Source organism: Herbaspirillum sp. VT-16-41 (assembly GCF_001994935.1).
In the GTDB taxonomy this organism is placed as follows: domain Bacteria; phylum Pseudomonadota; class Gammaproteobacteria; order Burkholderiales; family Burkholderiaceae_D; genus Herbaspirillum; species Herbaspirillum frisingense.
In genome coordinates, this window is record NZ_MUXB01000175.1 from 1 (window position 1) to 14,564 (window position 14,564).

Below are 14,564 nucleotides of genomic sequence, written 5' to 3' on the forward strand. Positions count from 1 at the left end.
TAGTCGTAAAACTGGTCATAAGACTATCCTCTATTTTAAGAGAGTCTTCGTGTCCTGAGATTCAAGGGGCTATTCCATCTAGTATCCACAGATACAGCTATCCTAGGCGAACACGAACCAAAAATTGCATTAAATGCAACGCATTCCGTTGGGAAATATGATGCGGCTTTTGCGAGCTTGATGCTTTGCGCAATATCAAGTCCCCGCTCAGAGCGGCGAACCAAAAGCGGATGGACAGCCTAACTGCTCTGTTGTGTCCGTTTGCTTGCTCGACGGAAAAAGGGGGGGGCTCGGGCATTTGGGGTTTCTACTTATTGTTTCGACATTTATTTCCTTGAAATTTGATGTGCGCGTCTCATATCTAAGCTCGGCAATTGGGCCAACTTATAAGGGGTGCGACATGGCAGATTTTGGAATTACCGCAGTTCGTTATAACAGCAGCAAGACCCACATCGACTACGTCCAGGTTCGCCAAGATTTGCCGGACGCCTTTGGTCCGCCTCGCACTGTTTCCCGCGCATTTGTTGCAGATCTGATTCGCATGGGAAAGGCCTCGTTTCAAACTTGGACGATGAATACGTCGACGAACAAGTGGAACGTAGGTGCCCATGTGCATGTTATCGACGGCGAGTACTTGACCACTGACAGGAACAGTACCAAGCGAGATAACCTTGGTAATTTGCCGCAGTTCTAGTCACTGAATTTATCTCCGAAATACAAAAAGCCCGCTGTAGAGCGGGCTTTTTTCTTTGCGTAGATATGGCTGCCGTTTAGAAATCCGGAGTCGCAATATTTGAAGCAGCCTACAGCACGGATACCGTTTAGCGAGCCATGGTGTAAGTGAGAGTGATGAAACGTGAAATGATGTCCGTGCTTCGCCGCCAATAGCAGACAAGCGCCACCAAAAAAAACAACAGTGACTTGTTTTAATTAAATATTTCAATAATAATTGAATCATTGTATTGATTGAGGCTGCTATGGAAACCAAGTCCGTTATTACCGCACTGGCTGCTTTGGCACAGGAATCTCGCCTGGCCATCTTCCGTTACCTGGTTCAGGTGGGGCCAGAAGGCAGCGCCGCCAGCAAGATTGGAGAAGCACTGGACATTGCGCCTTCGTCCCTGTCTTTCCACATGAAAGAGCTCTCGCACGCCGGTCTGGTGACTTCACACCAGGAGGGGCGCTTCGTCATCTATGCCGCCAACTACACCGCCATGAACGATGTTCTGGGGTTTCTCACCGAGAACTGCTGCGGCGGCAATGTGTGCTCGCCGGTAACAGCATGCTGCGAACCAGCCACTACTACCGAATAATCAACGCCTGGAACCGTCAGGCCTTCACGCCAAGGAGTCACCATGTCCACTAGCCAACAGAAGACCTACAACGTTCTTTTTCTCTGCACCGGTAATTCGGCTCGCAGCATCATGGCCGAAGCATTGCTCAACACCATGGGCAAAGGCCGCTTCAATGCCTATAGCGCGGGCAGCCATCCGGCCGGCGCCGTCAATCCGCTGGCGCTGGAGCAGATCCACGCCACTGGTTATCCGCTGAATGACCTGCGTAGCAAGAGCTGGGACGAGTTCGCGGCACCGGATGCCCCCAAGATGGACTTCATCATCACGGTTTGCGACAACGCCGCGGGCGAAGTATGTCCGATCTGGCCAGGACAACCGATCTCGGCCCACTGGGGATTCGAAGATCCAGCGGCTGCTACCGGCACCGACGAGCAAAAGCGCGCCGTATTCTCGAAGGTTGCCCGCCAGATCATGACCCGCGTGAACATCTTCGCCAGCCTGCCGTTCCACACGCTCGAAAAGACCTCGATCAAGCGTGAGATGGACGCTATCGGCGCCACCCCGGTTTAAACCTTACGGCAGGAGCCATTGGGCTCCTGCCTCTCTGACTCCTCTTCTTCGACCAAGGAAAGAAAGTGCTGGCCGCTTTTGTCATCTTCCTGCTCACCCTGATTTTTGTGATTTGGCAGCCCAAGGGGCTCGGCATTGGCTGGAGTGCGTGCGCTGGCGCAGCCGTGGCTTTGGCTGCCGGCGTCATTCATCTTTCGGACATCCCGGTTGTCTGGCACATCGTCTGGAACGCCACGGGTACCTTCATCGCCATCATTATCATCAGCCTGCTACTGGACAAGGCAGGCTTCTTCGAGTGGGCAGCTTTGCACGTAGCCCGGTGGGGTGGTGGTCGCGGCCGCATGCTGTTCGTGCTGCTCATCCTGTTGGGCGCAGCCGTATCCGCTCTGTTCGCCAACGATGGCGCCGCGCTGATCCTGACGCCAATCGTCATCGCCATGCTGCTGGCGCTGCGATTCTCGCCCCAGGCGACGCTGGCCTTTGTCATGGCGGCCGGCTTCATCGCCGATACGGCCAGTCTGCCACTGGTGGTATCCAACCTGGTGAATATTGTCTCGGCGGACTTCTTCAAGATCGGCTTTGCGGAATATGCCTCGGTCATGATCCCCGTCGACATCGTGTCAGTCGTGGCGACGCTCATCGTGCTCTTCCTCTACTTCCGTCGCGATATCCCCGCAAACTATGACCTGAACCAGGTTCCGGATCCCGTCGCGGCCATCCATGATCGAGCAACGTTCGTCGCCGGCTGGTGGGTGCTTGCGCTGCTGCTGGTGGGCTTCTTCTGGCTGGAAGGCCTCGGTGTGCCCATCAGCGCCGTGGCGGCGGTTGGTGCACTGATCCTCCTGGCAGTTGCAGGCAAAGGCCATGTCATTTCTACGCGCGAGGTCATCAAGGGCGCGCCCTGGCAGGTCGTGTTCTTCTCGCTGGGGATGTACTTGGTGGTGTATGGGCTGCGCAATGCAGGCCTGACGGACTACCTGACAAGCGTGCTGAACGGCTTTGCAGAGCACGGCGTCTGGGGCGCAGCCCTCGGCACTGGCTTCTTGACGGCCTTCCTATCGTCGATCATGAACAACATGCCGACGGTGCTGGTGGGCGCACTGTCGATCAACGCCACCACAGCCCAGGGCGTGGTGAAGGAAGCAATGGTCTACGCCAATGTGATTGGTAGCGACCTTGGCCCGAAGATCACCCCTATTGGCAGTCTGGCGACCTTGCTCTGGTTGCATGTGCTGGATAAGAAGAGCATCCACATCTCATGGGGCTATTACTTCCGGGTGGGCGCGATGTTGACGCTGCCCGTCCTGTTGGTGACGCTGTCGGCCTTGGCGCTGAGACTGGGGAGCTGAAGTGGATGCCCGCAAATCGACCTGGCTGATCCCCTCGCTTGGGCTGACCCAGATTGTCGGCTGGGGCTCGATGTTCTATGCCTACGGGATCTTGATGCAGCCGATGCAGACTGAGCTGCAGCTCTCCAAGCCAGTCGTGGTCGGAGCTTATTCCCTTGCGCTGCTCATTTCCGGGCTGATGTCGACGCTGGCCGGCAGCATCATTGACCGCATCGGTGGCCGATTGCTGATGGGCGCCGGAACCGTATTGGCCGCGTTGATGCTGGCGGCCATGTCTTTCGTTCACGATGCGCTGGGGCTTTATCTTATCTGGGCGGTCATCGGACTGGCCATGAGCGCGACGCTATACCAGCCGGCGTTCGCCGTGTTGACCCAGGTCTTCAAGGCAGATTTCCGCCGCGCCATCACGATGTTGACGCTTTTTGGTGGCTTTGCCAGTACCGTCGCCTGGCCGCTGACCCAATGGTTGCTGGAGCAGTATGGCTGGCGGACGACGTGGCAGATTTACGCAGTGGCCAACCTGGTGATCTGCCTGCCGGTTCATATGCTGCTTCCAGCAGCCAGGTCTATTCAGAAGACCAAGGCCGCCGCCAATAAGGATTGGGACCTGAAGGCTGTGCTACGGCAACCGAGTTTTTATGCCGTGACGGCGGCCGTGACCTTGAATGCTCTGGTGTTCTCGGCAATGTCGTTGCACCTGATGTCGATCTTGCATGATCGCGGAATGACCCCGTACTACGCCGCCGCAATCGGAGCGATGATTGGCCCCATGCAGGTGCTGGGCCGAATTCTGGAGACCACGATCGGGAAGAAGGCCAGCACCAAGCAGACGGGCCAGTTTGCCATTTCCTTGCTGCCAGTCGCTTTGCTTCTGCTCTATGCCCCAGCTGACTGGCTGGTGCTCTACGGACTGTTTGCCATCCTGTACGGCATGGGCAACGGCGTCATGACCATCGTTCGCGGGACGCTGCCAGCTGAGTTGTATGGCCGCGAAGCCTATGGCGCCATTAGCGGCGCGATGGCAACGCCAGTCACGATCGCTTTCGCAGCCGGTCCGTTCGTCGCATCGCTCCTATATAGCGTTGGAGGCGGAATCCCGGTGCCATTGTTGCCCTGGTTGCCATAGCGGCGACTGGAGCAATTCTCTTCTTTTTCGCTACGGCGGCGATTCGTCCGCAATCAGAGCCGATTTCACAATAGGACCTCACCATGACGATCATCTATCACAACCCCGCATGCGGGACCTCCCGCAACACCCTGGCCATGATCCGCAACAGCGGCGAAGAGCCGACCGTGATTGAATACCTGCAGCATCCGCCCAGCCGCGAGCAGCTGGTCAAGATGATTCAGGATGCTGGCCTGACGGTTCGTGAGGCCATCCGCCAGAAAGGCACGCCTTACGCTGAGCTGGGACTGGGTGACCTCTCTTTGACCAACGATCAACTACTGGATGCAATGCTGGCCAATCCCATCCTGATCAACAGGCCATTCGTCGTGACGACCAAGGGAACCAGGCTGTGTCGTCCGTCCGAGTTGGTATTAGACATCCTCCCGAACCCGCAGCAAGGCGCTTTCACCAAGGAAGACGGCGATGTCGTGATCAATGCGGAGGGCCAACGTGTCGCACCAGGTAACTGATCTGCCCAACGTCGATCCCGGCCAATTCAAGGTGCCTGCAATCGGCGACTTCTCAAAAATTGGCGCATCGACCCACCGTCCGCGCTTTCTCCTGCTGTACGGATCTGTTCGTGAACGCTCTTACAGCCGATTACTGACCATGGAAGCGGCACGGCTGCTGGAAGCGATGGGCGGCGAGGTCAAGATCTTTGATCCCCGCGGCTTGCCGCTGCCGGATAGTGAGCCGGAGACACATCCTAAGGTCGCGGAACTACGCGAGCTGGCGAACTGGTCCGAAGGTATGGTTTGGTGTTCGCCAGAGCGCCACGGCGCTATGACCGGCATCATGAAGGCCCAGATTGACTGGATTCCGTTGACACAGGGGGCTATCCGTCCTTCACAAGGCAAGACCTTGGCCGTCATGGAAGTGTCCGGTGGATCGCAGTCCTTCAACGCCGTGAACCAAATGCGGATACTCGGCCGCTGGATGCGTATGCTGACCATTCCGAATCAGTCATCGGTGGCCAAGGCCTACCAAGAGTTTGACGACGCCGGCAGGATGAAGCCATCGCCTTACTACGAGCGGGTGGTCGATGTGATGGAAGAACTGTTCAAATTCACGCTGCTAACGCGTGATGTCTCGCCGTTCCTGACCGACCGATACAGCGAACGCCGAGAAAGCGCATTAGAACTGAGCAAGCGAATGAACCAGAAATCTATTTAAACCCAGCTCATCGAGACATGATCTATAATTTGTGCGATGAAAATGCTTCGTACATTTCTGATAGTGTTGCTAGCCATTGCCATTCCCCTTGAGGGATTGGCGGCTGTGCGCATGGTCGAAATGATGCGTAGTGTCACTCCTGCCATGGAGATGTCGGTCTCCGCAAACAGCTCGTACGAAACTTGCGTCATGAGCATGTCAAGTGGGGACAAGTCATCAAAATCGACGGCGCCATGCAAGATGGGAGACGCCTGCAAGATTTGCCAAGTGTTTCCGTCGACCACACCTTCAGCGGACGTTAATCTGCACGTTCTTCCCTTGATCGCAACGGTCTCCCTGTTGCCCGAATCGTTTCTTCCTTCCCACGATCCGTCCGGATTGTGGCGTCCCCCTCGTTCACTCTGATCGTTGCTGATTTCTTGACACGCTTGGCTTGAGCGCCAAGTGGTCTTTCGCGCGCTTTTTCGCGCAGTCACGCTATGGAGTGAACAATCATGTCCTTTCACAGGATATCCGGGGCCCTGCTTGCTTTGCTAGCGGGGATGTCCGGCCTTGCCCACGCGGCTCCCTTATCTTTTAACGCTGCGCTCGATATCGCCGAGCGCCAGTCTCCCAACCTGGCCTCCAACAGGGCCCAAATTGCGGCAGCCCAATCATCGGCGATACCCGCAGGTGCTTTACCTGACCCCAAGATCTTTGCCGGTATCGACAACTATCCCGTCTCCGGGCCGGATCGAGGCCGACTCAATGCCGACTCTATGACGATGCAGAAAATCGGCGTCATGCAGGATTTTCCCAATGCGGCCAAGCGCCAGGCCCGCGTTGCCGTAGCCGAAGCTTCGATCGAAACTGCGCAAGCACAGCGGCAAGTGGAGCGCCTCAAGCTGCGCAGAGCCACGGCCTTGGCTTGGCTCAACCGCTATTTCCTGGAACGCAAGATCTCGCTGTTCGATGATTTGGACAAAGAGAATTTGCTTTTGGCAGATGCCGTGCGCGCACAGATCGCGTCTGGCCGTACTCAGGTAGCCGATAGTGTGATGCCGAAGCAGGAAGCGGCTCAATTGGCTGACCGTCGTGATGAACTGATCCGCGACCTTGTCAAGGCCAAGTCCGGCCTCCGCCGCTATGTAGGTGGCGAAGCCGATGAACCGCTGGTCGATGCTTTGCCTGACTTGCGTATCGATGGTGACCATTTACGCGGTCACCTGCACAAGCATCCAGAACTACAAGCCTTTTCTGCGGAGAGTCACAAGGCGGAAGCAGAATTGCGCCAAGCGCAGGCGATGAAGAAATCAGATTGGGGTGTCGAGCTGGCCTATCAACGGCGTGACCCGCGCTTTGGCAACATGGTGTCGGTCCAGTTCACGTTCGAGATTCCAGTTTCCCCCGCGACAAGGCAAGATCCCCTCATCGCGGCTAAACAGCAAGAGCTATATCGCATCGATGCGGATCGTGAGGCCATGCTGCGCGATCACACCAACGAGCTCGAAAGCGATCTAGCCGACTACCAGTCCTTGACCCGCCAACTTGAGCGTGCCAACCAGACTGCCTTGCCCCTGGCACAGCAAAAAACCGACCTCCAATACGCCAGTTATCGCGCAGGCAAAAGTGACTTGACGACAGTCCTCGCGGCACGCCGGGAAGTCGTCGACCAGCGCCTGAAAATCATCGATTTGGAGGCGCAAAGATCCGCAGTTGCCGCCCAACTCTATTTCGCCTATGGGGGAGATCAACAATGAAAAAAAGCACTTATCAGATCGCCATGCTGATCCTGGCTGTCGGCGCGGGAAGCGGTATGGCCGGCTATTGGGTGGCACATCGTGCTACCGGAGCTCAAACCATGCAGGTTGAGCCAGCAAAAGCAGCTACGCACGTAGAGCGTAAGGTTTTGTATTGGTACGACCCGATGATGCCGAATCAACGATTCGACAATCCGGGAAAGTCACCATTCATGGACATGCAACTGGTCGCGAAATACGCGGATGAGCAAGGTGACGGCGCCGGCGTCAAGATTGACTCTGAAATTAGCCAGAACCTGGGAATGCGCACCGTCAAGGTCGAGCGTGGCAGCTTTTCGAGCACCGTGCGCGCTGTCGCCAACGTGCAGCTCAATGATCGCCAGGTGGCGATTGTCCAGGCCCGAAGCAACGGCTTTGTTGAGCGGGTCTACGCACGTGCTCCTGGCGACATCATTGCACGTGGTGCCCCCCTGGTGGACTTGCTCATTCCGGAATGGGCCGGCGCTCAAGCAGAATTTTTGGCGGTGCTCGGCACGAAGGACCTGGCGCTGATCCAAGCCGCCCGCGCACGTCTACAGTTGCTCGGGATGTCGAGTGATCTGATTAGCCGTGTGGAGAAGAGCGGCCGACCTCAGACGGTAGTGACCATCGCTGCACCTATTGCGGGCTTGATTCAGACCTTGGATATCAGGAGTGGAATGACGGTATCGGCCGGAGCGCCTTTGGCCAGGATCAATGGGCTCGATACCGTGTGGCTAGAAGCGGCAATTCCTGAGGCGCAAGCCGCACTAGTCAACGTCGGCGGCAAGCTGGAAGCGGATTTCGCGGCGTACCCAGGAGAAAAATTCACAGGCAAGATCCTTGCCGTTCTGCCGGAGAGCAACGCCGACAGCCGTACCCTCCGGGTTCGCGCCGAGTTGCCCAATCGCGATGGCAAATTGAAGCCGGGCATGTATGCGCAAATTGGCTTAGGAGGCGGCAAGGCAGCACCAAGCCTACTGGTACCGTCTGAAGCGGTCATCCGCACCGGCGCACGCAATATCCTGCTGGTCACAACAGGCGATGGTCGCTACCAGCCGGTCGAAGTGAAGCTTGGCCAAGAATCCGATGGCAAGAGTGTCATCCTGGATGGCGTCACCGAAGGCCAACAAGTTGTCACGTCCGGTCAATTCCTCATCGATTCCGAGGCCAGCCTTAAAGGCGTGCTCGCGCGGCTGAACACTTCACCAGGCGCCGACGCCAAGAGCGCCCAGATGCCACTCAATGAGGCGACCGGGAAAATCGAATCACTGCGGGGCACTGACATCACGCTCTCGCACGGTCCGGTCCCAACACTGGGTTGGGGAGCCATGACAATGTCATTCAAACTGGCGCGGCCAGAGATGGCAGCAGGTCTCAAGACCGGAGATAGCCTGCATTTCGGTTTCCAAGAGAGAAATGGCGATTATGTAATCGAGAAGCTGGATCGGAGTACGCCATGATAGAAAAACTCATCAAATGGTCGCTTCGCAGCCGCTTCCTGGTCTTGTTTGGGGTGCTTTTTCTGGGAGCCTGGGGGTTATGGGCGCTCAAGACCACCCCTGTGGACGCGTTGCCCGATCTTTCGGATGTTCAGGTCATCATCCGGACTACCTATGCTGGCCAGGCACCGCAAATCGTCGAGAACCAGGTAACGTATCCGCTGGCAACTACCATGCTGTCGGTACCGGGGGCAAAGACCGTGCGGGGCTACTCGTTCTTCGGGGACTCCTTCGTCTATGTCTTGTTTGAGGACGGCACCGACATGTATTGGGCGCGTTCCCGGGTACTAGAATATCTCAACCAGGTGCAGGGGCGCCTCCCGGCTTCGGCCAAGGCATCACTGGGGCCGGACGCTACCGGCGTCGGCTGGATCTATGAGTACGCGCTGGTCGACAGGACCGGGCAACACGACCTGGCCCAGTTACGCAGCCTGCAAGACTGGTTCCTGAAATATGAGCTCAAGAGCCTGCCAAATGTCGCCGAAGTCGCAACGGTAGGCGGCATGGTCAAGCAATACCAGGTGGTGCTCGACCCGGTGAAACTGGCGGCCTACAACATCGCACAAGACAAGGTCGTCGACGCGATCAAAAAGGCCAACCAAGAAACCGGTGGCTCGGTGCTGGAGATGGCGGAAACCGAGTACATGGTGCGGGCTTCCGGCTATTTGAAGACGCTGGCGGACTTCCGCAACATTCCCTTGGCGACGGGGAAAAACGGCGTACCCGTCAAACTGGACGATGTAGCGGCCATCCAATTCGGGCCGGAGATGCGCCGCGGCATTGCGGAACTCAATGGCGAAGGCGAGTCGGTGGGCGGCGTCATCATCCTGCGTTCAGGCAAGAATGCGCGAGACACCATTGCGGCCGTCAAGAGCCGACTGGAAGAGCTCAAAAAAAGCCTACCCGCTGGTGTTGAGGTCGTACCCGTCTACGACCGCAGCCAATTGATCGATCGCGCCATCGACAATCTGTCGCACAAGCTGCTTGAGGAGTTCATTGTCGTTGCAGTCGTTTGTGGCCTGTTCCTCTGGCATCTGCGTTCCGCACTGGTGGCAATCGTCTCTCTGCCGCTGGGCATCATGATTGCCTTCATAGTCATGCGGTACCAGGGCGTCAATGCCAACATCATGTCCCTAGGAGGGATCGCCATTGCAATTGGTGCCATGGTCGATGCCGCCGTTGTCATGATCGAGAATGCGCACAAGCATATCGAAGAGTGGAAGCATCGACATCCAGGGCAACCTTTGCAGGGGGAAACTCATTGGAGGGTCATCGGTGAGGCGGCCGCAGAGGTCGGACCAACGCTGTTTTTCTGCTTGCTGATCATTACCCTGTCGTTTATCCCGGTATTCACACTGGAGGCGCAGGAGGGACGCTTATTCGGGCCATTGGCATTTACCAAGACCTATGCAATGGCCGGTGCCGCCGGATTATCCGTCACGCTGATCCCGATCCTGATGGGCTACATGATCCGCGGGAAGATCCCCTCGGAGAACAGCAATCCGCTCAATCGCTGGCTGATTCGTTGCTATCGGCCGTTACTGGAAGCCGTCTTGCGCCGGCCTAGGACGACACTGGCAATTGCGGCGCTTGCGCTGTTGACGACCTTATGGCCGATCAGCCGTTTGGGCGGCGAGTTCTTGCCGCAGATGGATGAGGGGGATCTACTCTATATGCCGTCTGCCTTGCCAGGCTTGTCTGCATCCAAAGCTGCCGAACTGCTGCAACAGACCGATCGCCTCATCAAGACGGTTCCGGAAGTCGCCAGTGTTTTCGGCAAAGCTGGCCGTGCTGAGAGTGCGACCGATCCCGCCCCCCTGGAGATGTTCGAAACGACCATTCAATTCAAACCGCGTGATCAATGGCGCCCCGGCATGACGCCGGCGAAGTTGGTGAATGAGCTTGACCGGGTCGTCAAAGTGCCTGGCCTGTCAAATATCTGGGTGCCGCCCATTCGTAACAGGCTGGACATGCTGGCTACCGGGATTAAAAGCCCGATTGGCGTCAAAGTGTCTGGCGCCAGCCTGGCCGATATCGACAAGACGGCGCAAGAAATTGAACAAGTTGCCAAAGCGGTACCGGGCGTCAGCTCCGCACTCGCCGAACGTCTCAGTGGCGGACGTTACGTGGATGTCGATATCGACCGGCTGATCGCCGCCAACTACGGTCTCAATATCGCTGATGTGCAAAGCATCGTCTCGTCGGCCATCGGTGGGGAGAATGTCGGCGAGACGATTGAGGGACTGGCACGTTATCCGATCAGCGTTCGCTATCCAAGAGAGACTCGCGACTCGCTGGAGCGACTGCGCGATCTGCCGATCCTGACCGCCAGCGGCCAGCAGATCACCTTGGGAACCGTCGCCAAGCTGAAGATCAGCGATGGCCCACCCATGCTCAAAAGTGAGAATGCTCGGCCCAGCGGCTGGATCTATGTCGATGTCCGGGACCGGGATCTGTCATCTGTGGTCGCCGATTTGCGCGCCGCGGTCAGTTCCAAGGTAAAGCTGACGCCCGGACTGAGCATTGCCTACTCGGGGCAATTCGAATACCTGGAGCGGGCAAATGCACGTTTGAAGCTGGTGGTGCCAGCAACGCTGATGATCATCTTCGTACTGCTCTATTTGACGTTCCGGCGCTTCGATGAGGCAGCATTGATCATGGCGTCACTGCCATTTGCTTTGGTCGGCGGTATTTGGTTCCTCTATGCCCAAGGCTACAACCTATCGGTTGCCACCGGTGTCGGATTTATCGCTCTTGCGGGCGTGTCCGCTGAATTCGGCGTAGTCATGCTGCTGTACCTGAAACAGGCGGTCTCTGTCCGTGAACAACAGATAGGCGCTATCTCGGTCCCGGGACTGGAGGATGCAATCCGCGAAGGTGCCGTTCTCAGGGTCCGCCCAAAGGCCATGACCGTCGCGGTCATTCTGGCAGGCCTCATTCCGATTTTGTGGGGAAGCGGCACCGGCTCCGAGGTCATGAGCCGGATTGCAGCGCCGATGGTCGGCGGCATGATTACCGCTCCATTGCTTTCGATGTTCGTCATTCCGGCCGCGTATCGCTTGATGCGTGGTCGTCAACCCAAAGCCAATCCGGCTTAATTTATCCTCAAAGTGAAAGGAAGTTGTCATGAAGAATGTTATGTACGCCATGCTTTTTACTGCATCGCTGGGTAGTATGCCGCCCGTGTTTGCCGCAGACATGCAGGGCATGAAGATGGGCCAAGCTGATGCCGGCGAAATGATTTCTCATGGGACCGGTGTCATCAAGAGCCTGGACCCGAAGCAGAAGACCGTTACCTTGGCTCATCAACCCATCAAAGAACTAAACTGGCCAGCAATGACCATGGGCTTCAAAGTATCGGATGAGAAAATGCTACAAGGACTCAAAGTCGGAGACCAAGTCACCTTCGACTTGAAGGGGAGTGGAGCCGCGCCTGTCGTGACGGGAATTCGTCCAGCTAAATAAGCCGGGTACCGTCCGTGATTGCAAATTTCCTATGCGACACGGACGGTTGGATGTGAGCAAGGCATCCATATGCGCGAAACGGCAATCAATCATCTACGAAATATGAATAAAGGATGATTTCTTAATTACTTTTTCGCTTATGTATGAACATTTGCTTTATCTCGGCTGGCTCCCTTCTTGAACCGCGCCTTTCTTGCGAAACTTCGTCAGCACAAATGGCCCTTTAAGCTCAAGCGCAGTAGTCCGCCACGCTGTTAGCAGCGAGGGAAACCATTTACGATGGAAATCGAATGCATCTCTGAATGAGCCATCTCACACTGGCTCGAACTCGCGTCTATTAGCCGCTGGTTAGCAGTCTTGTGTGAGATGGCTGGAATTGATAGCTCAGCGCCCAGTTCGACGAGACCGTGGACGCTTTTGCTTGGCCTTCGATGTTGCGATTTTGGTCTGCAGATTCTTCTTGGTGGATTTACGATCGTTGAACTTAAGCCAAAGATAAAACGCCAGCACAAGCAACAGCATGATCACCGAGCCGACCTTCATTACGCCTACGATGGCATCGTGCGTCTGTTGGGATTGCGTCATCTGAAAGGAACTCGGTCGTCAGCGGCGGGAGCAGTCGCCACACCATTGTGACGTTCGCACTACCCCACCATGTTTTTGTACAAATCGCCGATCTCCTTGTACTCACCTACTGCCTTGTCCAAGAAGAACTGGTAACGAATCGCTTCATGAGAGAACGCCGCGCTTTCCTGGTCGACATCTACGGTATTACCATCCGCGCTCGGTTGCGTCGGAGAACGGTAGAGTACTAAGGCCTCGACGGGTAGATCCCTAGGGACCGTGGCGTACCCTTTTGACAGGACAGGCAACTTTGAATTCGTCATCGCCTGTTTCAAAGCCGATGATAAATCGATGTCCCGGGCTTTGTAGTTCGGTGTATCGGCATTGGCGATATTCGATGCAATCAGCCCAAGCCTTTGCTCCACTAAACGAACCGCGTTATTCCAAAACTTCTCGTCCTTCTCTCCACCATCACTCGACAGCGCATTCATTCCGTTGATGTTCATCACCCGCCTCCTAACGAAGAAAATGCCAATTCAACCCGGACATACCTTCGAATTTCTGCTCAATCAATACGCTGAAGTCTGATCCGCAACAAAAGCCCGCTAACGGCTACAGAGGCGCGACGTTGGACAGCTACTCTTAGGATTGCTGGGCGAAACGGCGAGAGACAGATCCTGGCAAGACCTTGCATTTTTTCTCTCCAGCTGAGGTGCGCCCTTCGCCAAGGTTGGCGTAGAGCATAAGACTGACGAGACAAGAAATAGGGCGAGCAATGCGTCCACGAGACCTCCAAGAAGAGTACCTATGGTCAGATCCACCGAATCATTGATGCGGCACACCGACAAGAAGACATTCTAAGAAGGCATTTCGAACAAAATCATTACGCGTCTATTACGATCGCGTAATGATTTCAAAGGCTGGAGAACTGGGGAATGGCGGTGAGCCCAGAGCAGGCCCATCGAGGGGAAGAATTTTAGAATAACGAAGAGGAGCCGTCATTCCATCTGCGCACGATACGCTGGAAAAATAGACTATTTGGCAGCTGCAGTGTAGTCCCGGCCCCTTCCGTCTCCTCGGATAGCGTCGTGTACACCAGATTGATGTCCAGCACACGCCCCTTAACGCCTGGTTTGTCACCGCCCTCCAGCACTTCGATAACGTCGCCGACCCGGAATGGCTGCGTCGTGTAGATCAAGATGGCACAAAATAGGTTGGATAGAACACTCCAAGCGGCGAAAAAGGCCACCGCGCCTACTGCAGCAAATCCAGTGAATGCGGACCAAAGTACCGCGCCAGAGACCCCCAGGCGCTCCAATGCCCAGAGAATGGCGCCTCCATAGACAAAGAATCCAAGAACCCTTTGCGTAAGAGCTGCGGCCTTCCCGGGTAGGCCGTATGTACGACCTACCCGACCGATCAGCAGCTTTGCAATTCTCATGATGGCTAAGGCGCCGATCATGATCAAGGCCACTTCCGCGGCCGGCACCAAAACATCAAACCAATCAGCCATCCACTGGGGCAGATTGTCGTGTATCGACTGCAAAAACTTGTTCATTCAACTCCTCTAAGACCTGACAGGCCACTTTCCGGCCGGTAGATTCCGCTGCATCCGCCGCCTCGTAATTTCTCGAAATTTCGAACGCGGGAGCATAGGCCAATACGACTAAAAATTACAAATTTTTCTCCAACCTAGTCATTCTGAAGCAGAACCAGCTGTG

At 56.1% G+C, this 14,564-nt stretch carries 14 protein-coding genes; 11 read left to right on the forward strand and 3 right to left on the reverse strand.

The window, feature by feature from the left end; genetic code table 11:
* Positions 1-400 precede the first annotated feature (400 nt).
* The 11 genes from BTM36_RS25275 (at position 401) to BTM36_RS25330 (ending at position 12,279) form a co-directional block, all read left to right on the forward strand.
* Positions 401-694, forward strand: coding sequence for a DUF3892 domain-containing protein (locus BTM36_RS25275; RefSeq protein WP_077238410.1), 294 nt, complete (start codon positions 401-403; stop codon positions 692-694).
* 283 nt (positions 695-977) lie between these two features.
* Entirely contained in the window at positions 978-1,313 is a 336-nt protein-coding gene (locus BTM36_RS25280) for a helix-turn-helix transcriptional regulator (protein WP_077238453.1), read from the forward strand.
* Positions 1,314-1,355: 42 nt separating this feature from the next.
* Positions 1,356-1,865 carry an arsenate reductase ArsC gene (locus BTM36_RS25285; protein WP_008328786.1) on the forward strand — a complete coding sequence of 170 codons (510 nt, stop codon included), beginning with the start codon at positions 1,356-1,358 and terminating at the stop codon, positions 1,863-1,865.
* Between the two features lie 65 nt (positions 1,866-1,930).
* Positions 1,931-3,214, forward strand: a complete 1,284-nt coding sequence (locus tag BTM36_RS25290; protein WP_077238411.1) for an arsenic transporter — start codon at positions 1,931-1,933, stop codon at positions 3,212-3,214.
* A 1-nt stretch (position 3,215) separates the two neighbouring features.
* A complete protein-coding gene (locus BTM36_RS25295; RefSeq protein ID WP_254427093.1) occupies positions 3,216-4,340 on the forward strand; it encodes an MFS transporter in 1,125 nt (374 codons plus the stop codon).
* An 83-nt stretch (positions 4,341-4,423) separates the two neighbouring features.
* The gene (arsC, locus tag BTM36_RS25300; protein WP_077238454.1) at positions 4,424-4,852 is read left to right on the forward strand and encodes an arsenate reductase (glutaredoxin); all 429 of its coding nucleotides are present in this window, start codon (positions 4,424-4,426) and stop codon (positions 4,850-4,852) included.
* A complete protein-coding gene (gene arsH / locus BTM36_RS25305) occupies positions 4,818-5,555 on the forward strand; it encodes an arsenical resistance protein ArsH (protein WP_254427094.1) in 738 nt (245 codons plus the stop codon). The genes arsC and arsH overlap by 35 nt, the downstream gene beginning before the upstream one ends.
* A 494-nt stretch (positions 5,556-6,049) precedes the next feature.
* Positions 6,050-7,294, forward strand: coding sequence for a TolC family protein (locus tag BTM36_RS25315; protein WP_077238413.1), 1,245 nt, complete (start codon positions 6,050-6,052; stop codon positions 7,292-7,294).
* Positions 7,291-8,775, forward strand: a complete 1,485-nt coding sequence (locus BTM36_RS25320; RefSeq protein ID WP_077238414.1) for an efflux RND transporter periplasmic adaptor subunit — start codon at positions 7,291-7,293, stop codon at positions 8,773-8,775. Before BTM36_RS25315 ends, BTM36_RS25320 begins: the two co-directional genes overlap by 4 nt.
* Positions 8,772-11,912 carry an efflux RND transporter permease subunit gene (locus BTM36_RS25325; protein ID WP_077238415.1) on the forward strand — a complete coding sequence of 1,047 codons (3,141 nt, stop codon included), beginning with the start codon at positions 8,772-8,774 and terminating at the stop codon, positions 11,910-11,912. Before BTM36_RS25320 ends, BTM36_RS25325 begins: the two co-directional genes overlap by 4 nt.
* Before the next feature lie 28 nt (positions 11,913-11,940).
* On the forward strand, positions 11,941-12,279 hold the full coding sequence (locus tag BTM36_RS25330; RefSeq protein ID WP_077238416.1) for a copper-binding protein: 339 nt from the start codon (positions 11,941-11,943) through the stop codon (positions 12,277-12,279).
* A gap of 384 nt (positions 12,280-12,663) precedes the next feature.
* Here BTM36_RS25330 and BTM36_RS25335 read toward each other — a convergent pair whose 3' ends face one another.
* From BTM36_RS25335 to BTM36_RS25345, 3 genes are all read right to left on the reverse strand, one after another.
* Positions 12,664-12,864, reverse strand: coding sequence for a hypothetical protein (locus BTM36_RS25335; protein WP_061286714.1), 201 nt, complete (start codon positions 12,862-12,864; stop codon positions 12,664-12,666).
* 59 nt (positions 12,865-12,923) lie between these two features.
* Entirely contained in the window at positions 12,924-13,349 is a 426-nt protein-coding gene (gene flgB / locus BTM36_RS25340) for a flagellar basal body rod protein FlgB (protein WP_077238417.1), read from the reverse strand.
* Positions 13,350-13,819: 470 nt separating this feature from the next.
* Positions 13,820-14,401, reverse strand: coding sequence for a mechanosensitive ion channel family protein (locus BTM36_RS25345; RefSeq protein WP_174616923.1), 582 nt, complete (start codon positions 14,399-14,401; stop codon positions 13,820-13,822).
* Between the last annotated feature and the right edge of the window lie 163 nt (positions 14,402-14,564).